This is a genomic window from Spirosoma validum (assembly GCF_014699035.1).
Taxonomy (GTDB): Bacteria; Bacteroidota; Bacteroidia; order Cytophagales; family Spirosomataceae; genus Spirosoma; species Spirosoma validum.
Genome location: NZ_JACXAA010000002.1, coordinates 643633 through 669418, shown reverse-complemented (window position 1 = coordinate 669418; position 25786 = coordinate 643633). Strand labels below are relative to the sequence as shown.

Annotated in this window: 17 protein-coding genes; 16 read left to right on the top strand and 1 reads right to left on the bottom strand. The window is 47.0% G+C overall.

Annotation, left to right across the window (positions count from 1 at the left end; translation table 11 throughout):
• Positions 1-56: 56 nt before the first annotated feature.
• Positions 57-215 carry a hypothetical protein gene (locus IC230_RS07605; protein WP_191038371.1) on the bottom strand — a complete coding sequence of 53 codons (159 nt, stop codon included), beginning with the start codon at positions 213-215 and terminating at the stop codon, positions 57-59.
• Between the two features lie 337 nt (positions 216-552).
• Here IC230_RS07605 and IC230_RS07600 point away from each other — a divergent pair, with 337 nt between their 5' ends.
• The 16 genes from IC230_RS07600 (at position 553) to IC230_RS07525 (ending at position 25738) form a co-directional block, all read left to right on the top strand.
• Positions 553-2013: a M20 family peptidase gene (locus IC230_RS07600; protein WP_191038370.1), complete on the top strand. Its 1461-nt coding sequence runs from the start codon at positions 553-555 to the stop codon at positions 2011-2013.
• A gap of 315 nt (positions 2014-2328) precedes the next feature.
• Positions 2329-4281, top strand: coding sequence for a KUP/HAK/KT family potassium transporter (locus tag IC230_RS07595; RefSeq protein ID WP_191038369.1), 1953 nt, complete (start codon positions 2329-2331; stop codon positions 4279-4281).
• Between the two features lie 89 nt (positions 4282-4370).
• Positions 4371-5432 carry an NAD-dependent epimerase/dehydratase family protein gene (locus IC230_RS07590; RefSeq protein ID WP_191038368.1) on the top strand — a complete coding sequence of 354 codons (1062 nt, stop codon included), beginning with the start codon at positions 4371-4373 and terminating at the stop codon, positions 5430-5432.
• A 378-nt stretch (positions 5433-5810) separates the two neighbouring features.
• Positions 5811-7568 (top strand): phospho-sugar mutase, encoded by a 1758-nt coding sequence (locus IC230_RS07585; RefSeq protein WP_191038367.1) that lies wholly within the window; start codon positions 5811-5813, stop codon positions 7566-7568.
• Positions 7569-7911: 343 nt separating this feature from the next.
• Entirely contained in the window at positions 7912-11178 is a 3267-nt protein-coding gene (locus IC230_RS07580) for a SusC/RagA family TonB-linked outer membrane protein (RefSeq protein WP_191038624.1), read from the top strand.
• A gap of 63 nt (positions 11179-11241) precedes the next feature.
• Positions 11242-12978 (top strand): RagB/SusD family nutrient uptake outer membrane protein, encoded by a 1737-nt coding sequence (locus IC230_RS07575; protein WP_191038366.1) that lies wholly within the window; start codon positions 11242-11244, stop codon positions 12976-12978.
• Between the two features lie 130 nt (positions 12979-13108).
• Entirely contained in the window at positions 13109-14413 is a 1305-nt protein-coding gene (locus IC230_RS07570; protein WP_191038365.1) for a Gfo/Idh/MocA family protein, read from the top strand.
• A gap of 38 nt (positions 14414-14451) precedes the next feature.
• A complete protein-coding gene (tsaE, locus tag IC230_RS07565) occupies positions 14452-14874 on the top strand; it encodes a tRNA (adenosine(37)-N6)-threonylcarbamoyltransferase complex ATPase subunit type 1 TsaE (protein ID WP_191038364.1) in 423 nt (140 codons plus the stop codon).
• A 67-nt stretch (positions 14875-14941) separates the two neighbouring features.
• Positions 14942-16153, top strand: a complete 1212-nt coding sequence (locus tag IC230_RS07560; protein ID WP_191038363.1) for an alanine dehydrogenase — start codon at positions 14942-14944, stop codon at positions 16151-16153.
• A gap of 89 nt (positions 16154-16242) precedes the next feature.
• Positions 16243-16647, top strand: coding sequence for a hypothetical protein (locus IC230_RS07555; RefSeq protein ID WP_191038362.1), 405 nt, complete (start codon positions 16243-16245; stop codon positions 16645-16647).
• A gap of 372 nt (positions 16648-17019) precedes the next feature.
• Complete coding sequence (gyrB, locus tag IC230_RS07550) at positions 17020-19020, top strand: DNA topoisomerase (ATP-hydrolyzing) subunit B (RefSeq protein WP_191038361.1); 2001 nt, start codon at positions 17020-17022, stop codon at positions 19018-19020.
• Positions 19021-19088: 68 nt separating this feature from the next.
• On the top strand, positions 19089-21425 hold the full coding sequence (gene ppk1, locus IC230_RS07545) for a polyphosphate kinase 1 (RefSeq protein WP_191038360.1): 2337 nt from the start codon (positions 19089-19091) through the stop codon (positions 21423-21425).
• Between the two features lie 39 nt (positions 21426-21464).
• The gene (locus tag IC230_RS07540; RefSeq protein WP_191038359.1) at positions 21465-22043 is read left to right on the top strand and encodes a Uma2 family endonuclease; all 579 of its coding nucleotides are present in this window, start codon (positions 21465-21467) and stop codon (positions 22041-22043) included.
• Positions 22044-22161: 118 nt separating this feature from the next.
• Positions 22162-23403: a NupC/NupG family nucleoside CNT transporter gene (locus IC230_RS07535; protein WP_191038358.1), complete on the top strand. Its 1242-nt coding sequence runs from the start codon at positions 22162-22164 to the stop codon at positions 23401-23403.
• Between the two features lie 139 nt (positions 23404-23542).
• Entirely contained in the window at positions 23543-25219 is a 1677-nt protein-coding gene (locus IC230_RS07530; RefSeq protein WP_191038357.1) for a fatty acid--CoA ligase, read from the top strand.
• 27 nt (positions 25220-25246) lie between these two features.
• Positions 25247-25738: a metallophosphoesterase family protein gene (locus IC230_RS07525; RefSeq protein WP_191038356.1), complete on the top strand. Its 492-nt coding sequence runs from the start codon at positions 25247-25249 to the stop codon at positions 25736-25738.
• Positions 25739-25786 lie beyond the last annotated feature (48 nt).

Here is a 25786-nt window from a genome sequence, read left to right as displayed (position 1 = left end):
CCTCTGACAGCCTGTTGCCCTGTATTTTTTCTAGGTAAGTGCTTCGTTTTAGAACATTATTTATTTCTGCGGGTGCCGTAGACTAGCGTTACCGCTCCGGCGGCCCGGTTCGCTTCTAACGAGGTCGTCGCCGGTTCGAATCCGGTCGCTGGGGCAAAACCCCGGTGTAGCTCAGTGGGTAGAGCATCACACGCTTTTCGCTTATTGCCCTGCATGTTTATTTGATAATGCCAAAACCGGTGTCGTAGAACAGAATTTCTTCGTCCTGATCTAGGGGTTGGTGGTGAAAATCCACCTCACTGAGTCATCAGTGGTAGATCCATGTAGAGCATCCGATAGACGTCTGTTCGACCGCCACCTGGTTTTGGTGTTTTTATTATGTCAACTAAGAAGAATGCTGATTTACCGGTCTCCTGCAGTTATTTTTAATCACCTGGTATTTCTTTTGTACTAAATATTGGCGTTTTTGGGCCAGGATACACGTAGCAGTGAGGGTAACACAGCGGTTGCCTTTTCGATACATTCACTTCATCGTTCATTCCGACCCACTCTATGCGATCAATTTTACGACTCATTGGCGCTTTACTGATTTTACTGCTTGTTGCGCTTCTCATCAATACGTTCCGATTAACGTCGCATCAGTTAACCAACGTACCGCCAGCCACCCCAATCGAAGTTCCCGATTCAGCGATTCAACATTTGGCTGGTGCCATCCGAATTCCTACCGTTTCTTTCACGGATTACGCCCTGACGGACACAACCCAGTTCGACAAGTTTCTAACTTACGTTCGTGCTACGTTTCCCCTTGTTCATCGGCGGCTTAAACACGAGACTTTCAATCAATATGGCCTACTCTATGAGTGGCAGGGTAAAAATCCAGCTCTGAAACCCATTTTGCTAATGGGCCATTACGATGTTGTGCCGGTGATTCAGGGAACGCAACGCATGTGGAAACGCCCACCTTTTGATGGTCTGATTGAAGGCGGTTATCTGTATGGCCGTGGTACGCTCGATGATAAAATGAGCGTAATGGGTCTTCTCGAATCAGTCGAGTATTTGTTACATACTAACTTTCAACCTGAGCGAACCATATTATTGGCTTTCGGTCAGGATGAAGAAACATTAGGAAAACGAGGTGCTCAAACGATTGCTGCTGCGCTGAAGCAACGAGGAGTGTCCGTAGAATATGTACTGGACGAAGGCGGTATCATTAAAACCGATGGCGTTTCAGGCCTGAATAAACGAGTTGCGTTGATCGGCATTACGGAAAAAGGCTACCTGAGTCTTGAAGTGACAGCGATTGGGAAAGGCGGTCATTCGTCGATGCCGCCAGTACAAACCAGCATTGGCATGGTGGCTGAGGCCGTCAGTAAGTTAGAACACAATCCTTTTCCAGCCCGTCTGGACGGAGGGGTCGATCGTTTACTGGATTATGTAGCCTCAGAGGTTTCGTTTGGGCAACGCGTAGCCCTGGCGAACCGATGGCTATTTGGTCCGCTTATTGAGCACCAAATGTCGCAGACAAAGTCGGCCAATGCATCGATACGTACTACAACAGCACCTACGATTTTCCGAGCTGGTGCCAAAGACAACGTATTACCGATTGATGCCACTGCTACCATTAATTTTCGCTTATTACCGGGCGATACGGTTGAAGGTGTTATCGAACGCGTTAAGCAGGTAATTGACAACGACAGTATTCAAGTAAATATCCTGGGAAAGGGAAACGATCCGTCGATCGTATCAGACCCGGGAAGTCCATCATTTTTAAAAATACATCAAACAATCAAAAGCGTTTTTCCCGACGTAGTGGTAGCGCCTTATGTTATGCTCGGCGCCACGGATTCTAAATACTATTCAGCGCTTACGTCATCCATCTATCGTTTTTCGCCCATACCGCTCAACGATGCCGAAACACAGGGCATTCATGGTACTAACGAGCGCATCGGTGTCAACGATTACCAGAACATGATTCGGTTTTACGTAGCACTGATCAAGAATAGCCAACAATAATCTGTTAACCAGCGCATTAAGTCAGTATTCGAAGCTCTTAAAAAAAAGAGATGGCCTGTTCACTAAACGGGCCATCTACACAACACACCTAATTAAACAAAACGTCAGCCGGTATGAATAACGGCAACCATATGTACGATATAAAGACGCATCTGGTTTTCTTCTGTGAATCCCTGCTTGCCTAACTTTCGGCCAAATTTTTATGTAGTCGGCCAGGTATCAACTTTCGACTAAACCAGCGTCAATGAATCTAAACATAGGTTATCTTTGCCCCGTTTTGACCCCGTTTGGAACGACAAGGCGCAAGCCTACTGTATGGAAGATAAGAAACATTTAGATACCGTTACAGCCGCTGGGCTACTGGTAGCAATGGGTATCATCTATGGCGATATTGGTACGTCGCCCCTGTATACACTCCGGGCCATTATTGGTCCAAATAACATTATCCGTGCCGATGTCGTTCGGGGAGCCTTGTCCTGCGTATTCTGGACGCTCACCCTGCAAACAACGGTCAAGTATGTTATCCTGATTCTACGGGCGGATAACCGGGGTGAGGGCGGCATTTTTGCCCTTTATGCCCTGGTTCGGCGACACGCCCGCTGGCTGACTTTACCGGCCATTATTGGCGGATCGGCCCTGCTAGCTGATGGTATCATTACCCCGCCCATTTCGGTTTCATCGGCAGTGGAAGGATTACGTCTGCTCTACCCAAGCATTACACATATACAGATCATTGAGATCGTTATTGCGATCTTAACTATTCTCTTTCTTATTCAGGCATTCGGGACAAACGTAGTCGGTACAGCTTTTGGACCTATTATGCTGATCTGGTTTGTGATGCTGGGTGTACTGGGGATTATTCAGATTGCCCAGGCTCCCGGGATCCTGGCGGCCTTTAATCCGTACTATGCCTGGTGGCTCCTAGGAGAATATCCGGGTGGCTTCTGGCTATTGGGCTCAGTATTTTTATGCACAACCGGTGCCGAAGCCCTCTATTCTGACATGGGTCACTGTGGCCGAGCCAATATCCGGGTAAGTTGGGTATTCGTCAAATCATGCCTGATACTCAATTACTTTGGGCAGGGTGCCTGGTTGTTAGGCATTCAGGGACAAGTCTTAAAGGATCGCATTCCCTTCTATGAAGTAATGCCCCCCTGGTTCCTAACCATTGGTATCAGCATTGCTACGGTCGCTACAGTCATTGCCAGCCAGGCCCTTATCAGCGGCTCCTTTACGCTTATCAGCGAAGCCATTCGACTTAATTTCTGGCCCAAAGTTCGTTTGCGGTATCCAAGTGTTCAGAAAGGGCAGTTGTATGTACCGAGTGTTAATTTTCTGCTCTGGGCGGGCTGTGTAGGGGTCGTATTGTACTTCCGTGAGTCATCTAATATGGAAGCGGCTTATGGTCTGGCCATTACCTTAACGATGCTCATGACCACGTTGCTGATGTCGTATTACTTATATACGCACAAGTATCAAGCCTGGTGGGTTGTGTTATTTCTAACAGTTTATCTGGGCATCGAAGGCTCATTCCTGGTCGCTAACCTAATCAAGTTTCCACATGGTGGCTGGGTCTCGGTGCTGATTGGTTCGGCCATAGCCAGTGTCATGTACATCTGGTTGCAGGCTTTCCAGATCAAACTGCGCCTGACCGAATACGTTCGCATCGATCAATATACGCAGGCGATTAAGGAACTCAGCCGGGACATTAGCATTCCGAAATATGCCACGCATATCGTGTTTATGAGCAATGCGGCCAGGCAGTCGGAGATTGAGTCGAAAATCATCTATTCGATCTTCCAGAAACGTCCTAAGCGAGCAGACATCTACTGGTTTGTTCACGTTGATACAACCGACGACCCCTACACAATGGAGTATAAAGTGAACACCATTGCCCCCGATGATGCCTACAAAGTAACCTTCAAGCTGGGCTTTCGGGTTGAGCAACGCATTAACCTGTTCTTCCGAAAAGTGATCGAAGACATGGTGAAGAATAAAGAGGTGGACATTACCAGTCGTTATGAATCACTTAGCCGTCAAAACGTCATTGGAGACTTCCGCTTTGTTGTATTGGAAAAATTTCTGTCGTTCGAGAATGAGTTACCCGCCCGGGAACGGTTAATTATGAATATCTACTTCAGCATTAAAAGCTTCACTACGCCCGAAGACCGCTGGTTTGGTCTGGATAGTAGTTCAGTTAAAGTCGAAAAAGTACCTCTGGTCATTCGGCCAGTCGAAAATGTCAAATTGAAACGTATCACCACTTAATATTGACTGATAGAGTGATAGAATGGTTGAATAGGATGTGTGTCAGCTATTTAATCATCTTATCACTCTACCAGTCAATCATTACCCATATGAAATTACTCATCACCGGCGGGGCCGGATTTGTTGGCTCATCGCTGGCTATTTCGCTGAAACAAAACTATCCGAACTATCAGATTTTCGCGCTTGATAACCTTAAACGCCGAGGTTCTGAACTGAGCCTGGCGCGGCTCAAAGCAGCCGGGATTGAGTTCTTACACGGCGACATACGTAGTAAAGAAGATTTTGATGCACTGCCCGCCGTTGATACGGTTATCGAAGCTTCTGCCGAACCATCGGTATTGGCAGGCCTGGATGGTACGCCCGACTATCTGATCAACACGAACCTGTTCGGAACCGTTAATTGCCTCAATTACGCGTTAAAGCACAAGGCTAATTTTATTTTCCTGTCGACAAGCCGTGTGTATCCCATCAAAACCATCGAAACGCTCAACTTCGAGGAAGCGGATACGCGTTTTGTGCTGACCGACAATCAGCCCGTTTCCGGCGTATCGTCGCAAGGTATTGCCGAGAATTTCCCACTTGATGGAGCACGATCGCTTTATGGGACCACAAAGCTGGCATCTGAGTTGTTGATTCAGGAGTATAATGAGTTTTACGGCCTGAAAACCGTTATTAATCGCTGTGGTGTTATTACGGGACCATGGCAAATGGGTAAAGTCGATCAGGGAGTTATGGTGCTCTGGATCGCCAAGCATTACTTCGAACAGCAACTAGCTTACATCGGCTACGGCGGCACAGGCAAGCAAACCCGCGATATGCTCCACATCGCCGATCTATACCGACTGATCGACTGGGAGTTGCACAATCTGGATAACGTAAACGGCGAAATTCTGAACGCAGGCGGTGGTATGCAAAGTAGTGCATCGCTGCAGGAATTAACCAAAATCTGTCAGGAGATAACGGGCAAAACCATTCCAATCAAGCAAGTAGCCGAGAACCGGGCCGCCGATATCCGGCTTTATATTACCGACAACACGAACGTAACGAAATTGACGGGTTGGAAACCCGAACTCGGCATCCGCGAAATTGTGACCGACATTCACGATTGGCTTAACGAAAACCGAGCTGCGCTGGAGCCTATTCTGAAATAACTCCGAAATCAGTTACTATTGGTACGTACGTATTGATACCGCTAAAAACCCTGACGACAGCAGTCAGGGTTTTTTTATGGCTCACGTAATAATGTACCTTCCTTTTTTAACGTGACGAATGGCGATTAGCTTGTTAATCCGTTTTACGAGTATTTAGGTTTCGTTTTTTGTTTTATAGTAATGACCGTTTCGAAACAGTGATAGCAAAGAGCGGGTTTCTATAAAGTCCTTTCGGAGATTAGACAAGTAGGGTACGTAGCCAGATAGGTTAAACAATCGAAATCGTGAAAGACCTTTTGACATATTCATACTAATAATGTTCTTTGTCGCTTATAAACAATACGTTCACATAACTAACCACAGTTCAGTAAAACTAATATGACAACTGCCCTTGATTCCTCTACCCAGCAGCGGGTTGACAAATGGCTCGGCGGGAATTACGATGCCGCTACCAAAGAATCCATTCAACACCTGATCGACTCGGGCAACGTTACCGAACTAACCGATTCTTTCTACCGCGATCTTGAATTTGGTACCGGTGGCCTGCGTGGTATTCTGGGCGTTGGTTCGAACCGGATGAACCGCTATACAGTCGGAGCGGCTACGCAAGGTCTGTCGAATTACATCAATGCAGCCTTTCCAGGTGAAGACATTAGCGTAGCGATTGCACACGATAGCCGTCGGATGAGTCCGGAATTTGCTCGTCTGGTAGCGGATATTTTTTCGGCCAACGGCATAAAAGTCTATCTGTTCAGCAGCCTGCGCCCAACCCCCGAGCTTTCGTTTGCCATTCGGCAACTGGGTTGCCAGAGTGGTATCGTAGTGACAGCTTCGCACAACCCGCCTGAGTATAACGGCTATAAAGTATACTGGAATGATGGTGGTCAGGTGGTAGCCCCACACGATAAAGCCATTATCGCCGAGGTGAGCAAAATCACGTCCGTTGACGACATCAAATTTGAGGGTGTTCCCGAAAAAATTCATCTGATCGACGAAGAAATTGATGCGCCTTATGTGGAACGGCTCAAATCGAACGCGGTCAACCCAGACGTTATAAAACGTCAGGCCGATCTGAACATCGTATACACGCCCATTCACGGAACAGGCATTACGTTAGTGCCTCGCGTACTCGACGCGCTGGGTTTTACGAATGTGCACATCGTAGAGCAGCAAGCCACACCCGACGGTAATTTCCCAACGGTAAAATCGCCGAATCCCGAAGAACGGGCAGCTATGCAACTGGCTCTTGATCTGGCCAATGAGTTAAACGCTGACCTGATCATGGCCACAGATCCCGATGCTGACCGCGTGGGCGCGGGTGCCCGCAATCACCACGGTGAGTTTGAGTTGCTGAATGGTAACCAGATGGCCAGCCTGATTATTTATTACCTGCTCAACGCCTGGAAAGACGCCGGAAAACTGACAGGCAAAGAGTTCGTAGCGAAAACCATCGTAACGACGGACCTGATCGACCAGATGTGCAAAAATTACGGCGTAACTTGCTACAATACCCTGACTGGTTTCAAATACATCGCCGAAGTTATTCGCGAACTCGAAGGCAAAGAGAAATTTATTGGTGGTGGTGAAGAAAGTTATGGCTACCTCATCGGCGATTTCGTCCGCGACAAAGACGCTATTGCTTCCTGCGCCATCATTGCCGAGCTAACGGCCTACGCCAAAGATCAGGGCAAGAGCCTGTTCGATATGCTGATGGCTATGTATCAGGAGAACGGGTTCTATTACGAATCGCTGGTATCGCTAACCAAAAAAGGAAAATCGGGGGCCGAAGAAATTCAGCAGATGATGGCCGACTTCCGGGCCAACCCGCCCAAATCAATTGCCGGATCGCCCGTCGTTCGGGTAGACGACTATAAAGCGCTCACCCGATTAGATGCCCAATCTGGAAAATCGTCTGCGATTGAAGCGGGTAAAATGGGAATTGAATCGTCGAACGTATTGCAGTTCTTTACAGAAGATGGGACAAAAGTATCAGCCCGCCCTTCAGGTACGGAACCAAAAATCAAATTCTACGTCAGCGTACGCGAACCGCTCGAGAGTAAAGAAGCCTTTGATGATACGTATGCGCAACTGAAAGCGAAGGTGCAGCGTGTGATTGATGAGCTACAGTTAACGTAGTGTAAGAAACTTTTTTTCAATGTTTTCAAATCCTGGCTCGTTTAAGCCAGGATTTTTGCATTAATACCTACTACAACGTTTGAAAAAATCGATTACTCGTTGAATAGTACAAACTCAATCGATTTAAGCACAATTATCAAACTGGATACGTCTATAACTACATAAGATAATATATATTCTAAACTATTGATTATCAATTTATTATTTGTCAAACAAGGAATTATACTCAGTTAATTTATTGTCATTTTGAGTAAAAATATAGTTAGATTTTTTTTGTGTTATGCTTTAGGCATTAATACCTATCTATTTTCCTATAAGTTCTACTTAATTTTATAATCAAATGATGAAACACGCTTTACAGCAAGCGTACCGTACAGTGCCATTTTTTCTCCTAAGTTGGCTATTGTGCGTAGGGGCATTTGCCCAGGATCGTAAAGTAACCGGCCGCATTACAGACGGTAAAGACAACAGCGCATTACCTGGCGCTAACGTTGTTGTGAAGGGTACGCAAACCGGTATGGTTACGGATGCCAATGGACAATTTTCGCTGAACGTTGCATCAGGACGTAACGTATTGACCATTTCAGCTATTGGCTACATGTCGCAGGACGTTACTATCGGCAATCGTTCTACTATCGACGTAGCGCTGGATCCAGATGTGAAAACGCTGAGCGAAGTAATTGTGACGGGTTATGGCTCTCAGGCCAAACGAGACATCACGGGAGCAGTGGCAACTGTGGATGCCAAACAATTGCTATCGGTTCCGGCTACAAACGTCGGTCAGGCCTTACAGGGTCGGGTAGCAGGTGTAACGGTTGGTAATGAAAACGCACCAGGCGGTGGCGTCATGGTACGTATACGGGGGTTCGGTACCATCAATGATAACTCGCCCCTTTACGTTATCGACGGCGTACCAACGAAAGGGAATTTGAACACGTTGAATCTGGGCGATATTGAGAACCTGCAAGTGCTGAAAGATGCATCCGCTGCATCGATTTATGGATCTCGCGCAGGTAATGGTGTTGTCATTATCACCACGAAAAAGGGGAAAGCGGGTAAACCTAAATTTACGTACGATACGTATTACGGTTCCCAGCGGCACGGCAAGTTGCTGGATATGCTCAACACCCAGGAATACGCCGATCTCATCTGGGAATCCCGCAAGAACTCGGGCGTTGTTGGGACCAACGGAAACCCGGTACACTCGCAGTTTGGCAATGGTCCAACGCCCGTAATTCCCGATTACATTCTGCCCAGTGGTGCATCAGCCAGTGATCCGCGCGTTGCACAAAACCCTGACGGTACGTATGTTAGATACAACAGTGATATCAATTCACCGAACTTTCTGCTCATCACGAAAGCCAATAAAACAGGCACCGACTGGATGGAAGAAATTTTCCAGGCTGCTCCCATTCAAAACCACCAGCTAGGGGTTTCGGGCGGTAGTGAAAACGGACGCTATGCCATGTCGCTCAACTACTTCAACCAGGATGGTATCATGAAGTATACGGGCTACAAACGGTATTCGCTACGTGCTAATACAGAATTCAACGTCAATAAGCGCATTCGCGTTGGCCAGAATTTCCAGGTAGCCTACGGCGAACGTATCGGTCAGCCCAATGGTAATAACGCCGAGAGCAACCCGATTTCCTTCGCTTACCGGATTCAGCCGATTATTCCGGTATATGATGTAGCCGGAAACTTTGCCGGTACACGCGGGGGCGATCTCGACAATGCCTTCAATCCCATGGCTGACCTCTACCGAAACAAGGATAATAAAGAGATCGAGGTTCGTCTGTTTGGTAACGCGTTTGCCGAAGTCGACATTCTGCCCAACCTGACGGCCCGCACCAGCTTTGGGATTGACTACAACATCTATAACTACCGGAACTACTCGATTCGTAACATCGAAGCGTCGGAAGCGCGTGGGTCCAATAGCCTGGCAACCAACAACAACTATGGCTGGACATGGACCTGGTATAACACGCTGACGTATAATATGTCGCTCGGAGATCGGCACCGCTTCAACGTAATTGCCGGTACAGAGTCTATTAAAAACTACTTCGAGACATTTGATGCTACTCGTACGAATTTCTTTGTGGATGACCTGGATAATCGCTATCTCAGTTCGGGTACAGGTGTTCAAACCAATAATGGTAGCGCGTCGAACTGGCGGCTGGCCTCTGAGTTTGCAAAAATCAACTATGCTCTGGACGACAAATATTTGCTTGACCTGACCGTCCGTCGGGACCGTTCATCGCGTTTTGCTCCAGAGTTCCGGTCAGCGGTATTCCCGGCAGCGAGTGCGGGCTGGCGTATTTCGAAAGAAAACTTCTTCAAGTCGCTGACCGTTGTTGACGACCTTAAATTTCGGATAGGCTATGGACAAACCGGTAACCAGGAAATCGGGAACTACAACTCCTTTACACAATACAGTACCAACCCCATTACGTCGTTCTACGACATCAATGGCACGCGCACGTCGGCAGTATCGGGTTATGAATTGACTCAATTTGGTAACGTAAGAGCCAAATGGGAAACAACTACCAGCCTAAACATTGGTCTGGACGCCAGCCTGCTCAAAAATCGACTGACCGTTGGGTTCGACTGGTACACCCGTACTACGTCCGACATGCTGTTCCCCGTACAGGCTCCGCTCACGCAGGGTGTAGCTACAGTCCCTTTCCAGAATATCGGTTCGATGCGCAACCGGGGTGTTGATCTGATGATTAATTACGGCGACAAAATCGGTAGTAGCGGCTTGACCTATAACCTTGGTGTCAATTTCGGTACGTATCGCAACGTAGTGACCAAAACGAACGGCGACCCCAACACGCAGTACTTTGGCATCAACGATGAGCGGATTCAGAACTTCGTTGTTACCCAACAGAACTATCCGCTGGCTTCGTTCTTCGGTTATACCATCGACGGGATTTTCCAGTCTAACGAAGAAGCAAAAGCCTACGTACCACAGTTTGGCGATAAAGCCGCCGGTACAGCGAATAACCCGGAGAACGTAGCGGGTCGGTTCAAATTCCGTGATATAAATGGCGACGGAGTTATTAACTCGCAGGACCTGAGTATCATTGGCAGTCCGCACCCAAAGTTTAACTACGGGATAAACCTGAGTCTGAATTATAAAAACTTCGGGTTAACGATATTCGGCCAGGGCGTTCAGGGTAACCAGATTTTCAATTACACCAAATACTGGACCGACTTCCCAACATTCGGCGGCAACCGCAGTACACGCATGTTGTATCAGTCGTGGCGTCCGGGTGCAACCGATGCCATTCTGCCCCAGCTCAAATCAGCTGATCAGGTTAGCATTCAGCCCTCAACCTATTACCTCGAAAGTGGCTCATACTTCCGCATGAAGAACATTCAGCTAACGTATCAACTGCCACAAGCACTACTATCAAAATTGAAGATGGGCGCTACATCGATTTACGTTCAAACCCAGAATCTGTTTACAATCACAAAATACTCAGGCATGGACCCCGAAGTAAACCTGCGGGCATACACGGCGGGTAACGACCGTCAGATTGGCGTAGACGGCGGTTCGTATCCAGTAGCTAAAACGATATTAGTAGGTCTGAATCTGTCATTTTAACTTAAACCTATAAGGTTTTTTGAAACCGCTTCGGCGGTCCGGCTTATAGGTTTTATCTGATCCATGAAAAAAACAACCATTTTTATAACAACTGTTTGTCTGGCAGTGGCGACGTCCTGTTCTGACAAATTTCTGGATGTGCAGCCGAAAGCCGCGCTGCTCATCGCCCCCCTGCAAAATAAAGCCGGTGTCAATGCACTCCTCATCGGCGCTTATTCGCTCCTGGATGGCTGGGCAACACCCGAAGGCGCTTACCGCTCCTACAATGTTGGTGCCGATAACTGGGTATATGGCAGCGTAGCGTCCGATGATGCCTACAAAGGCACCATTGCCGGTGACCAGCCAAATATTTCGCTGATTGAGCAGGGGAATATTCAGTCCGACAATATCTATTTCCGGGGCAAATGGCGGGGTATGTATGACGGTATCGCTCGGTCTAACGACGTATTACAGACTATGGCTTTAGCCAAAGACATGAGCGATGCGGAGAAGGCACAGGTCACGGCTGAAGTACGTTTTCTGCGCGGTCATTACCATTTTGAACTCAAGAAAATGTTCAACATGGTTCCCTACATTGATGAGAAAACCTATAATCCGGTCGATTTCGAAAGCACGAAGATCCCCAACACGACAGACATCTGGCCGAACATTGTTGCCGATCTAAAAGCGGCTTACGACGTACTTCCGGCCAAACAATCGCAGGTTGGTCGCCCTACTAAATGGGCAGCCGCGGCCGAGTTAGCTAAAGCCTATTTATTTCAGAAGAATCACGCTGCTGCCAAACCCCTGCTCGAAGCTATTGTAGCCAGTGGTCAGTACAGACTGGTGGATAGGTACAACGATAACTTCAGGGCCGTAACCAACAACAATGCCGAGTCTATTTTTGAAGTCCAGTACTCAGTCAACGACGGGGCATCCGGTGGTGAAAATGGCAACATCGGCTCAACGCTGAACTATCCATACGGTGGCGGTGGCGTAACGACTTGCTGCGGATTCTTCCAGCCCTCGCAGAACCTGGTCAATGCATTCAAAACAGATGCGAATGGTCTGCCCCTCATCGATACGTTCAACGCAACGGACGTAACCAGCGATCAGGGACTTGAAGCAACGGCGGCATTTACGCCCTACGGTGGAACACTTGACCCCCGTTTAGACTGGACAGTTGGCCGCCGGGGCATTCCCTTCCTGGATTGGGGGGTTCATACGGGCAAGCCTTATGTGCGTGATCAGGCATATGGCGGACCCTATTCACCCAAAAAGCACGTCATGTATAAATCGGACGTAGGTACGAATACCTTTGCAGGTAACAATCGGCTGAATGCTAACAATTACCGCATGATTCGCTACGATCACGTATTACTTTGGCTGGCAGAAATTGAGGTTGAAATTGGTGATCTGAACAAAGCCCGCGGGTATGTCAATCAGATTCGCAAACGGGCAGCGAATCCCGATGGGTTTGTTAAAAATTCCGACGGAACCAATGCAGCCAACTACGTAATTAAAGAATACACCGCTTCTTGGACTGATAAAGACATGGCACGCAAGGCCGTACAGTTTGAGGAACGTCTGGAATTGGGTATGGAAGGACATCGCCGGTTCGATCTTGTTCGCTGGGGTATTGCTGATCAGGTTCTCAACACCTATTACGCAGGCGAATCGGTCTCCTTAAAACGGACGTATCTGAAAGGCGTTACGTTCGTAAAAGGCAAACACGAATACTTCCCGATTCCGATTCAGGAAATCTTTAATACCAAAAAAGATGGGGTTGCAACGCTAACGCAGAATCCGGGCTATAACTAAAACGGGTTTGTTGCAATTGCTCGAAAAGTTAAACACGATCGGGCTGCGATAATCACGTTGTGCAGAGAGGGTAATGAGTAAGTAAAGCTTGCTCGTTACCCTCTTTTGTTTTTATCAACTGCTTACACACATGGAAGACTCTTTTATGTCAACGAATCGCCGGACATTCCTGAAACAAGCCGCTACGTTGTCGGCTTTCTATATCGTTCCCCGTCATGTATTGGGTCGCGGCTTCCTCCCTCCCAGTGACCAGATTGCAGTGGGATTCATTGGCCTGGGTAAACAGGCAGGTGGGCTGCGGAATCAGTTTCTGAAAAACGAGGCCCGAGTTATGGCGATCTGTGATGTTGATCAACCTAAAATGCCTGTTTTTGCCGAAGCAGTCAATAAATTTTACGCCGACAAAGCGGATAAGGGCTCTTATAACGGCTGTCAGCAGTATGACGATTATAGAACGCTGCTCAACAACAAAGACGTTGATGCGGTAGTGATTGCTACGCCCGATCACTGGCACAGTCCGATTGCTATAGCCGCTGCCAAAGCCGGAAAAGATATTTATTGTGAAAAGCCGCTATCACTCACGATCCAAGAAGGGCGAGATATGGTGAATGCTACCCGAAAATATAAGCGGGTCTTTCAAACGGGTAACATGCAGCGCTCCTGGAAAGAATTTCGTCAGGCTGTCGAACTGGTACGTAACGGATACATCGGACAAGTAAAAACGATTAACGTTAACGTTGGCGGCCCCCCACGCGATTTCGATCTAACGGCTGAACCCATTCCTGCCGGTCTGAACTGGGATGCCTGGCTTGGTCCCAATACCATTGAACGTCCATACAATAATGTGCTAGACCCGGCCTTAGGCGCTACGTTCTGGGGCAAATGGCGCGACATCCGCGATTTCGGCGGAGGTGGTATGACCGATTGGGGTGCCCACATGTTCGACATTGCTCAGTGGGGCCTGGATATGGACAATTCCGGTCCCACGGAATTAGTACCAGGTAAGGATGGTAAAGGTTTGGTTTATCGCTACGCCAATGGTGTTGAAATGCATCATACGCCCGTTGATGGACCACAATTCTGCCAGTTTATTGGCACCGAAGGCGAAGTCAAAGTGGGTCGGGGTAACTTGACAACGACGCCCGTTACGTTAAAAGACAAGGTCATTGGCGAGTCCGAGAAACGCGGCAACGGCCGGCCGGTTTACTTCAGTGATAATCATTACAAAGACTTTCTGGACGCCATCCGAAGCCGCAAGAATCCCATCTGCGATGTCGAAGTCGGACATCGTACCGCTTCTGTCTGCACCTTGGGCAATATTGCCTATCAACTCGGCCGCCCGCTCCACTGGAATCCCAAAAAAGAAAAATTCGAAAACGATGCCGATGCCAACCGACTGCTAAGTCGTCCAATGCGCACGAAGTGGACGGCGTAAAATTATGTATCTTTGCGGGCTATTAACGTAACAGCCCCATGATATTGCCCATTCGCCATCTCGATGAACTTGATACTGTAGCGCATCGATTATTGGCAGAAGGCCGGAGTGAGTCGGTATGGCTATTTGAAGGCGAGATGGGCGCGGGAAAAACAACGTTCATCAAATCTCTTTGTCGTGCGCTGGGTGTTATTAGCACAGTCCAAAGCCCAACTTTTTCAATTGTGAATGAATACACGACCCATGAAGGGCATTCGGTGTATCATTTCGACTGTTATCGACTTCGTAATGAAGCTGAAGCGTTGGATATTGGTATCGAAGAGTATTTCGATTCGGGTGATTACTGTTTTGTCGAATGGCCCGAACGTATCGCATCACTGTGGCCTGTTACGTATTATCGGGTTCATATATCGGCTGAACCAAATGGACATAGAACGGTTGAAACTAAGTTAGTTTCATAGTTTACAGTTGGTTAATGCAAGCAATAGCTGGGACGTTAACCGACAGTAAATCGTAAACTTTTTACATGTGACTGGATTCGAACAATTGGCCAAACAAACGGCCCTATATCCGAAAGAAGCCCCATTGGCGCTAAAAAGCGCCCAAAATAGCTTACTTATCGGTTTACCAAAAGAAGTATCGCTTCAGGAAAATCGCATTGCGCTTACTCCCGAAGCGGTGTCTATTTTAGTACGTAACGGGCATAACGTAATCGTTGAAAAGGGGGCTGGCGAAAAAGCCAAGTTTACCGATACAGAGTACAGTGAGGCTGGCGCACAGATTGCTCAATCCCCAAAAGAGGTTTATGAGGCCAATTTAATCCTGAAAGTTGAACCACTGGTCGAGGCTGAATTTGAGCATGTAAAATCGGGCAGTACAGTTATATCAGCCCTCAATCTACCTGCTCATGACCGGGCGTATTTTGAAAAAATCAATAGCAAGAATCTGACGGCGTTTGCCTACGAATACATTGAGGATCAGAGCGAAGGCTTACCCATTATTCGGTCAATGAGTGAGATCGCGGGTAGTACGGTGATGCTCATTGCTGCTGAATATTTGAGCAATGCTGATAATGGTCGAGGCATTATTCTGGGTGGCATTACGGGCGTTCCGCCAACAAAAATCGTTATGCTTGGTGCTGGTACAGTAAACGAATATGCCATTCGTACGGCGCTGGGTATGGGAGCTGACGTAAAAGTGTTCGACAAGCATCTGTATAAGCTCCAGCGACTAAAATACGCGATTGGTCAGCACATTTACACCTCCATTATCGACTCCGACACCATGGCTGAAGCTATTCAGCGGGCCGATCTTGTTATTGGCGCCCTGCGCGCCGACGATGGACCCAGCCCGGTTGTTGTCACGGAAGAAATGGTTGGCCGCATGAAGCCTGATTCCGTAATCATCGACGTGGCGATTGATCAGGGGGGTAATTTTGAGACCTCGCGTATGACGACTCACAAGCATCCCACGTACAAGCACATGGGCGTTATTCACTATTGTGTTCCGAACATTGCCGCTCGTGTGGCCTACACAGCGAGTATGGCGCTGAGCAATATCTTTCTGCCGTTTTTACTTGAAACAGGTACGAACGGTGGTATCGAACAGATGATGTATGCGAACCGTTGGTTTATGAAAGGTGTTTATACGCATAAGGGGACGCTCACCAACGCCTATATAGCCCGTAAGTTCAACTTGCGTTTTAAAGATTTAGACCTCTTGCTGGCCGCCCGGTTTTAAAACAAGTTGTCAGGCAGTAGTCATCCATCCGGTACCAGCGGCAAAACGACTTCTGACTAGCGACTGATCACTAGCGATTTATTATTTTTATGATCAATCATAGCAACGAAAATACTCTTCTCGACGACGCAAACTCCTACGATGTCAACAAGGAATTGATGGGCACCATTTCGTCGGATTTTGTCAAGGTTGCCGACCAGATCAAAGAGGCTTCGTATCAGATCCGAAAACGCGGCTTCTCCGACTATCCGGTTTTTGTGGCCTCGCGTCGGGACGTACCGGTTGGTCAACTGCTAATCGGCGTCAACGAATTAGACAACCAGTGGAATTATAAAGCGTCTTTTCTGGATGAGTTTGTGCAACGCGAACTGATTGGACCCGAGTCGGTGGATTTGTGGAAAGAAAATTACAAGGCAGCCGACGAATACTGCTGTCTGTTCGTGGTTCATGGTGATTTTGCAGGATTTGTGTACATCCCCTATCCAGAAGATTAATTGCGCTTATGAATACGTTTTTTGCAAAGCCGAATCTTCCTGATTCGGCTTTTATTTTTTCGCCTTTCCAATAATACTATTTCGTGAAATCATCTCTCTTGAAAAAGGGCGTTTAAAAGCTTATTTTTTCCGTTACTTACCCACTTGGCTGACGTCAGAAAAAAGCGTGTAAATACGTCAGTATGCTCGAAAAAGCCACTAATTAGCAAAGGTGTTGGCTAGTAAAGCATTTTTTTGTATATTAAGCCAATCTTACCAGACATGCTAGGAAAAGACAATTATTTTTTGTATTTTTACAATCTATAAAGTTTACGTAAGTAAGCCTTTTCCTAAGCTCGAAACAACAAATTTCCGACATTTTTCCATTCTGATATGACCAACGAATTAATTGAAGCAGATGCTCCCGTCGAAACTGCGTTAAGCAACTATGGTGCCGATAACATACAGGTGTTAGAAGGTCTGGAAGCCGTTCGCAAACGCCCATCCATGTACATAGGCGATGTGGGTACGCGCGGACTGCACCACCTGATTTGGGAGGTCGTTGATAACTCCATTGACGAAGCCTTAGCTGGCTACTGTGACAAGATTACGGTAACGATTAACCCTGACAATTCCATTACTGTACAGGATAATGGCCGCGGAATTCCAACCGGCATCAACACCAAAATGGGCGTTTCAGCTCTGCAGGTAGTTATGACCGTTCTCCACGCCGGTGGTAAATTCGATAAAGACAACTATAAGGTTTCGGGAGGTCTGCACGGTGTGGGTGTTTCCTGCGTAAATGCACTCTCGACCGATCTGCGCGTGGAAGTACACCGCGATGGTAAAATCTTCGAACAGGAATATAAAACCGGGTTCCCACAATACGATGTGCGGGTTATTGGCGAAGCCGAAGATCATGGCACAACAGTACGTTTCAAACCCGACGCGAGCATCTTTACCGATACCGTTTATAAGTATGATACGGTAGCAGGTCGCCTGCGTGAACTAGCTTATCTGAACAAAGGCATACACGTTTTCCTGAACGACCTGCGCGAACTGGACGAAAATGGCGATCCACTACGTCAGGACGATTTTTTCTCGGAAGGTGGTCTTGTCGAGTTCGTCCAGTATCTGGACGAAACACGCCCGGCGCTCGATGGGATGAAACCTATTTATATGGAGAGCACGAAAGGGTCAACGCCCGTACAGGTAGCTCTGGTTTATAATTACGAAGCTGGCGAAAACGTCCTGTCGTACGTTAACAACATCAATACGCATGAAGGCGGTACGCACGTACAGGGCTTCCGGTCGGCTTTAACACGGGTGCTGAAGAACTACGCTGACAAAAACCCCGGCGTATTGCCAAAGAATTCAGGCAAGGTAGCGTTTAGCGGTGAAGATTTTCGCAAGGGTCTAACGGCCGTTATTTCGGTAAAAGTTCAGGAACCCCAATTTGAAGGGCAGACCAAAACTAAACTGGGCAACCAGGACGTCGTAAGCGCCGTTAGCCAGGCAATGGCCGACATGCTCGAAACGTGGCTGGAAGAGAACCCGAAAACAGCAGCGGGTATTGTCAAGAAAGTGCTTGTGTCCGCTCAGGCACGTATCGCTGCCGATCTGGCCTATAAGCGGATCATGACCGAGCGTAAAGACTTTATGGGTGGTATGGGTCTGCCGGGTAAACTCGCTGACTGCTCCGATACCGATCCAGAAAAATGTGAACTATACCTTGTTGAAGGCGATTCAGCTGGCGGTACCGCCAAGCAGGGCCGTAACCGGGCGTTTCAGGCTATCCTACCACTACGTGGTAAGATTCTGAACGTTGAAAAGGCGATGGAACACAAGATTTACGAAAACGAAGAAATCAAAAATATATGGACGGCACTGGGCATTCGGCTTGAAAAGAAAGATGACGAAACGGTAATGAACTTAGAGAAGCTTCGTTACCACAAAATCATTATTATGACTGATGCTGACGTCGATGGTAGCCACATCCGTACGTTGATTCTGACGCTGTTCTACCGCAATATGAAAGCGTTGATCGACAACGGCTACATTTATATTGCTCAACCGCCCCTATATCTTGTTAAGAAAGGTAAAGAAGAGCGTTATTGCTGGACCGAAGCCCAACGTGAAATGGCGGTGAAAGAGTTAGCAGGTGGCGGTCGTGAGGAAAATGTGGGCGTTCAACGCTACAAAGGTCTGGGTGAGATGAATGCGGAGCAACTCTGGAGCACGACCATGAACCCCGATACACGCAGCCTGAAAATCGTAACGGTTGAGTCGGCCGCCGATGCCGACCACGTCTTTTCGACGTTGATGGGCGATGAGGTCGCCCCCCGACGCGAATTCATCGAACGGAACGCCAAATACGCCCGAGTGGATGTTTAACCGAATGATAACATAAGGCGGGCCGAAAAGCCCGCTTTTTTGTTTTACTTCAAAGCTTTAAATTGAGTATGCGTTATTCCTTGAATCCGAATCTTATGAAATTAGGTAATCTGGTTTCTCGTTTCACCCAACGCCAACCTCACTCACCTACTCCCACAATAGACAAAACGGCCAAGGTCAGTGAAAAAGTTAGCAGTGTCATTGATCAGAGCGACTACCTAAGCCGCGACTTAAGCTGGCTCAAATTTAACGAACGTGTTCTTGATCAAGCCCGTAACATTGACCGCCCACTGATGGAGCGGTTGAAATTTCTGGCGATCTCAGCCTCAAACCTCGACGAGTTTTTCATGATTCGCGTTGGGAGTTTGTACAACTATCTGGACTATCATAAGCAACGTATCGACTATTCAGGTCTGCGTGAAGTACCCTTTCGGAAAGCGCTATATACGACGGCTCATCAATTTTTTCAGGAACAGCAAGTCGTTTTTTCTGAACAACTATTGCCTTTATTTCCCGATAATGGCCTTCAATTAATTACTTACGACCAACTAACCGACGACGAACAGGCTGAAGCAACAAACTATTTCGATCGGGCTATTTATCCGACGTTAACGCCTATGCTTTATGATTATACGCATACGTTCCCAGTTTTGCTGGCGAAGGTGCTTATATTCGGCGTCATTACGCAAAGTCCTGAAGGCACTACGTTACAGAATCAGTCGACAGAAGAGGAAGAGGATCGGCAACGGCTATCATTCGTACAGATTCCAGCTAACTTACCCCGCTTTTTATCGTTCGAACGGGAAGATAATGTTGTGTTTTTGCCCATAGAGGAAATCGTTCGATGGAACATTAAAAAACTCTACCGTAACGTCGAAATATTATCGTTGAATTTATTTCGAATCACGCGTAACGGTGATTTTACGCTTGACGAGAACGATGATGACGAAGTCGATTTTATTGACGAGGTTCGGCAGAAAATCAAAAATCGACGACTTGGACGTGTTACGCGGGTCGATATAGAAACGAATGGCAGTGGAGAAATTGCTTCTCCCTGGTTGCTGAATCTGCTCAAAAAACGCTGGGAGATTGATGATTTAAATATCTTCGAGTCGAACACGCTCCTCGATTTTTCGGCTTTCTGGCAAATCATAGGCAATCCTGAGTTTAAAGACGATATGCCTCTTCCCCACGTGCCAGTTCCTCCACTGGGCATTAGCCGTGATAAAACCGACGACATTTTCGAGATTATTAAACAACGCGACTTACTGCTACACCATCCGTATAACAACTTTGAACCGGTATTGCAGTTACTCGAACAAGCTGCCGAAGATCCAAACGTTTTAGCAATCAAAATTACTGTCTACCGGCTAGCCAAACGGTCACGTATTACGGAAGCGCTCTTGAAAGCCGCCGAAAATGGGAAACACGTATCGGTACTATTCGAAGTAAAAGCGCGTTTTGACGAAGAAAATAACATTCGTGAAGCCCAAAAGCTGCAGAAAGCGGGCTGCTTCGTAATTTATGGGATCAGTAAGTTTAAGACGCATACGAAACTGTTGCTGGTAGTACGTAACGAAGGAAGTCGTGTAGTCCGTTATGCCCATATGGCAACTGGTAATTACAATGAAGACACGTCGAAACTCTATACCGATATTGGTCTGCTAACGACGAATGAAACGTATACACACGATATTTCAGAATTCTTCAATGTCATCACGGGTCATTCATTACCGAATGAATATCAATACTTAATCACAGCTCCGCGCGACATGCGTGAGCAACTGCTCAAGCTAATCAGAATCGAAGCGGATAATGCGCAGCGTGGCTTACCCAGTGGAATTTGTATAAAAGTTAACTCGCTGGAAGATAAGCAGGTGATCGATGAGCTATACAAAGCATCGCAGGCAGGTGTACCCGTTCGATTGGTTGTTCGAGGAATCTGCTGCTTACGACCCCATCGGGCCGGATTGAGCGATCACATTACCGTGCGATCGATTGTTGGTGATTTCCTGGAACATACCCGAATTTTTTACTTTCATAACAATGGCGATCCGAAAGTGTATGGCGGTAGCGCGGACGTAATGGTACGCAGCTTCGACCGACGTATCGAATCGTTATTTTATCTGGCCGACACTCGTGTAAAGCAACTAGCCATTCTGATTCTGAGCTATAATCTGCATGATAATGTAAATGCTTATGAGCTGGAAGAAGATGGTAATTTCAAAAAATGTGATGTGTCAGAAGGTAGTGAACCATTCAACATGCATCAGCGCTTTTTTGATGTGACGGAAAAAGAAGTGACGGAAGCTCGCCTGTTCGAAGTAGATGTTAAGCCAACTGAAATAGCCAAGATTGAGGAAGAGTACCAGGAAGGGGCTGAACGAGCTATTGCGAATATTTAGTAAACAACTTCCTATTTTTGATTGCTTCATTATAAAGGTATGGAATCCATACGGGTGCGTTTGCCGGAAGATTTACGAATGAACGATGATGAGTTCATTCGCTTTTGCCAGGACAATTCCGACCTGAAGTTTGAGCGTCGAAAGAATGGGGATATTGTTTTTATAGCAAACACAGGCGGAGAAACGGGTAATAACAACGTTGAAATTAGTGCTGACTTCGCCATTTGGAATTGGCAGGCCCGATTTGGTAAATTTTTCGATTCGTCAACCGCCTTCCGGCTTCCCGACACATCAATTATGTCGCCGGACGTTGCTGCCATTACCCAAAGTCGTTGGGACGCTCTAACTCCGGAGCAACGACGAAAAATTTTACCCTTGTGTCCGGATTTCGTGCTTGAATTACGTTCGCAGTCTGACCGCCTGAAAGATTGCTTCGAGAAGATGGATGATTGGATGGCCAATGGTTGCCGTCTAGGCTGGTTGATTGATCTGAGCAATCAAACAACTTATGTTTATCGTCCTAATCAGGCTAAGCAGGAAATAACTGGCTTCAGCCAACTATCTGGTGACGATGTATTACCTGGTTTTTCTTTGAACTTATCGACGTTAATTGCCTGATATAGTTTTATTAAAACAGGACAAAAGGGCGAATATTATTTGCCATTTTGTCCTGTTCGCGTTTACTAAGTACTCTTTTTGTATCTTAGCCCACCTAACTGTACTTCGTCTTTATTGAATGGATCGTTTTACCGGGCTGATCGGCATTGTTTTAATTTTGGGCATTGCTTATGCCCTCTCTGATAATCGTAAATCAATTAATTACCGCACCGTTGGGGTTGGGTTAGCTCTTCAATTCGGATTAGCCGTTTTCGTGCTTAAAACCGACGTTGGTCAAAACCTTTTTCAGGGCCTTGGCTATTACGTCGACCGGCTCCTGCAGAAGGCTAACATCGGCGCTGAATTCGTTTTCTCTTCGCTCGTTAGAACGGACGTATTACAAAAAGCATTTGGTCCAGGGAATGATTTCATCTTCTTTTTCAAAGTTATTCCAACCATCATTTTCGTAGCCGTACTCGTCAATATTTTCTACCACCTGGGCATCATGCAACGTATCGTAGCGGTGATGGCCCGCGCGATGAAATGGCTAATGGGGGTTAGTGGTGCTGAGGCCCTCTCCAACGTAGCAAGTACGTTTGTAGGCCAGGTTGAAGCACAGATTATGATTAAGCCTTACCTGAACGGCATGACCAATTCCGAACTATTGGCTAGTATGACGGGATCATTTGCCTGCATTGCGGGGGGGGTATTAGCTGTTTACATTTCGCTCGGTGTACCCGCTCCTTATTTGCTTGCTGCCAGCATTATGGCTGCACCAGGAGCATTGGTAATCAGTAAGATCGTCATGCCAGAGACACAAGCTTCAGAAACACAGGGCGTTATAAAAGTTGAGATCAAGAAAGTGTACGCTAACCTTCTTGATGCGATTGCTGCCGGTGCGAGCGAAGGCTTAAAAGTAGGTCTTAACGTAGTGGCCATGCTGATTGGGTTCATTGCCCTGATCGCTCTGATTGATAGTCTGTTGTTCCGGCTCGGTTTCTACGTACTTGGGATGAGCAATTTAAGCCTCAATTTTCTGCTGGGTAAAGTATTTTCCATTTTTGCCTGGGCGATGGGTGTTCCAACCAAAGACATTCTGGCGGCTGGATCGCTGATGGGGACGAAAATGGTTGTGAACGAATTTGTTGCTTATCTGGAGCTGGTCAAGATCAAACCTACCCTCGATCCGAAAACAATTGCTATTGTCAGCTTTGCACTCTGTGGTTTCGCCAACTTCAGTTCAATTGCGATTCAGGTGGGTGGCATTGGTGAGTTAGCCCCAAAACGACGTAGTGACTTGGCAAAACTAGGTTTTAAAGCCCTTATCTGTGGTACACTAGCCAGTTACATGTCGGCAACGTTAGCTGGATTACTTCTGTAACACTGATATATCAGTGGGTAGTAGCCCATTACCTGAGCGCTCAGGTAATGGGCTATTTTTATTGGTTTCTATTTTTTCTTTAGATCGTTCAATCCTATCTTCGATTCCTACGTTTTGTATCTAAACCCAACTGGTAATCATGATTCAGACAAAACTTATTCCACGCACCGACGAGGCCCATGAGCCACCAATGCTTATAAAGAGCTTGTTAGCCCAATCGCTCCGATACGAGCCTCAACGTGAAATTGTTTATCGTGACTTGTTTCGGATGAATTACGTTACGTTTAATCAGCGTGTGCGCCAACTGGCTAACGTACTGACCGAGGCAGGCGTCAAACCAGGCGATACTATAGCTGTTCTAGACTGGGATAGCCATCGCTACCTTGAATGCTTTTTTGGCATCACGAGCATGGGAGCCATTTTACACACCGTCAACGTACGGTTATCGCCTGCTCAAATCCTGTTTACCATGAACCATGCAGAAGATAAAGTGGTGCTTATCCACGAAGATTTCCTGCCTATTGTAAACGCGATAAAGGATCAGCTTACGACAGTACAGACGTATATCGTCCTGAGTGATAAAGTTTATTCGGGAACGCCACTTGCCGAAATACCGGCTGGTTTTTCGGGCGAATATGAGGCCTTACTACAAAAAGCATTATCAGAATTTGATTTCCCTGATTTTGACGAAAATACGTGGGCTACCACGTTTTATACGACAGGAACAACGGGTAATCCAAAAGGCGTTTATTTTTCCCATCGACAGTTGTTTATGCACACGATGGGCTTGCTGACCTATATCATCGGCTACGAAGCGATGCCATTCAAAGGCTCATCGGATGTGTATATGCCCATTACGCCCCTCTTTCACGTACATGCGTGGGGGTTTCCTTTTCTCGCAACCATGATGTCGGCCAAACAGGTTTATCCAGGTCGCTACGAGCCGGAAGTGCTGCTTCGGTTACTGATTACAGAAGGCGTTACGTTGTCACACTGCGTTCCGACTATTCTGAACATGCTCGTCAGCAGCCCGGCAGCTCAGAAATACCGCGAAAATCTCAGCCGCTGGAAAGTTTTGATCGGTGGTTCAGCGCTAACAAAGGGGCTGGCCAAAGCAGCTATTGACTTGGGAATTACGGTGATGTCAGGTTACGGCATGTCCGAGACAGCGCCCGTTATGGCTGTCGGCTATTTGAATGAACAGGAAAAGCAGTTATCCGCCAGCGAGCAGCTTGACTTACGCACGCGCGCGGGTCGGATTTCGCCGTTTGTTGAGATGCGGCTGATGGACGATACCGGTAATTTCGTTCAGCACGATGGTCATTCGCTCGGCGAAATTGTTGCGCGAGGCCCATGGCTTACACAGGGTTATTTCAATGATCCAGAACGAGGTGCTACGCTCTGGCAAGGCGGCTGGCTACATACAGGCGACGTAGCGAGTATCACGCCGGACAACTGGGTTATTATCGCTGACCGGACAAAAGACGTTATTAAAACCGGGGGTGAATGGGTTTCATCACTGGATATGGAAGATGTTTTGTCGCAGGTAGAAGGCGTTGCTGAATCCGCTGTAATTGGTTTACCCGACGACCGTTGGGGCGAACGACCTCATGCGCTTATCGTACAAAAACCAGGGTATACTTTAAGTGCAGAGGGAATCAAAGCTGTTTTGCAGGCAAAAGTAAATCGTGGTGAGTTACATAAATGGTACGTACCCGATCGGATTGTATTTGTTCCGGAAATTCCGAAAACCAGCGTTGGTAAAATTGACAAGAAACGGATTCGGAGCGAAATGAAAGATTTGATTCTTTCTTGATTCTACCTTTTGTATTAGCCTGACTATATGACACGTATCGGCCTTTTATCAGATACGCATAGCTATCTCGACCCTCAGATTTTTACCCATTTTGCGGAATGTGACGAAATCTGGCATGCAGGCGATGTGGGTGCGCTGACTGTTGCTGAACAGTTAAAAAATTTTCGTCCGTTACGTATCGTGTGCGGAAACATCGACCGCGAAGCCAGTGATTTACCCTCTCATCAACGCTTTACCCTTGAAGGTCTGGACATATGGATAACACATATTGGAGGTTCACCACCCAAATACAATCCAAATGTTCGCCCGAAATTAATCGAGAGTTCGCCAGATATTTTCGTTTGTGGCCATTCGCATATTCTCAAAGTTATGCGCGACTCAACGATGAATAATCTGTTATTTATTAATCCTGGTGCAGCCGGTAAAACAGGATTTCATACCATGCGAACTATACTCCGTTTCTCACTCGACGTAGGTCAGATTAAGGATATGCAGGTAATTGAGCTTGGCAAAAAGTAATCAAACAAAAAGGGATTCCTATATAGGAATCCCTTTTTGTTTAACTGA

Excerpts from the sequence above, each read along its gene's own strand:
- tsaE (WP_191038364.1), top strand. The coding sequence starts at position 14,452 with ATGATATTGCCCATTCGCCATCTCGATGAACTTGATACTGTAGCGCAT.
- IC230_RS07540 (WP_191038359.1), top strand. The coding sequence starts at position 21,465 with ATGGAATCCATACGGGTGCGTTTGCCGGAAGATTTACGAATGAACGAT.
- IC230_RS07585 (WP_191038367.1), top strand. The coding sequence starts at position 5,811 with ATGACAACTGCCCTTGATTCCTCTACCCAGCAGCGGGTTGACAAATGG.
- IC230_RS07570 (WP_191038365.1), top strand. The coding sequence starts at position 13,109 with ATGGAAGACTCTTTTATGTCAACGAATCGCCGGACATTCCTGAAACAA.
- IC230_RS07595 (WP_191038369.1), top strand. The coding sequence starts at position 2,329 with ATGGAAGATAAGAAACATTTAGATACCGTTACAGCCGCTGGGCTACTG.
- IC230_RS07600 (WP_191038370.1), top strand. The coding sequence starts at position 553 with ATGCGATCAATTTTACGACTCATTGGCGCTTTACTGATTTTACTGCTT.
- IC230_RS07580 (WP_191038624.1), top strand. The coding sequence starts at position 7,912 with ATGAAACACGCTTTACAGCAAGCGTACCGTACAGTGCCATTTTTTCTC.
- IC230_RS07535 (WP_191038358.1), top strand. The coding sequence starts at position 22,162 with ATGGATCGTTTTACCGGGCTGATCGGCATTGTTTTAATTTTGGGCATT.
- IC230_RS07605 (WP_191038371.1), bottom strand. The coding sequence starts at position 215 with ATGCAGGGCAATAAGCGAAAAGCGTGTGATGCTCTACCCACTGAGCTA.
- IC230_RS07530 (WP_191038357.1), top strand. The coding sequence starts at position 23,543 with ATGATTCAGACAAAACTTATTCCACGCACCGACGAGGCCCATGAGCCA.
- IC230_RS07525 (WP_191038356.1), top strand. The coding sequence starts at position 25,247 with ATGACACGTATCGGCCTTTTATCAGATACGCATAGCTATCTCGACCCT.
- IC230_RS07575 (WP_191038366.1), top strand. The coding sequence starts at position 11,242 with ATGAAAAAAACAACCATTTTTATAACAACTGTTTGTCTGGCAGTGGCG.
- ppk1 (WP_191038360.1), top strand. The coding sequence starts at position 19,089 with ATGCGTTATTCCTTGAATCCGAATCTTATGAAATTAGGTAATCTGGTT.
- IC230_RS07590 (WP_191038368.1), top strand. The coding sequence starts at position 4,371 with ATGAAATTACTCATCACCGGCGGGGCCGGATTTGTTGGCTCATCGCTG.
- IC230_RS07555 (WP_191038362.1), top strand. The coding sequence starts at position 16,243 with ATGATCAATCATAGCAACGAAAATACTCTTCTCGACGACGCAAACTCC.
- gyrB (WP_191038361.1), top strand. The coding sequence starts at position 17,020 with ATGACCAACGAATTAATTGAAGCAGATGCTCCCGTCGAAACTGCGTTA.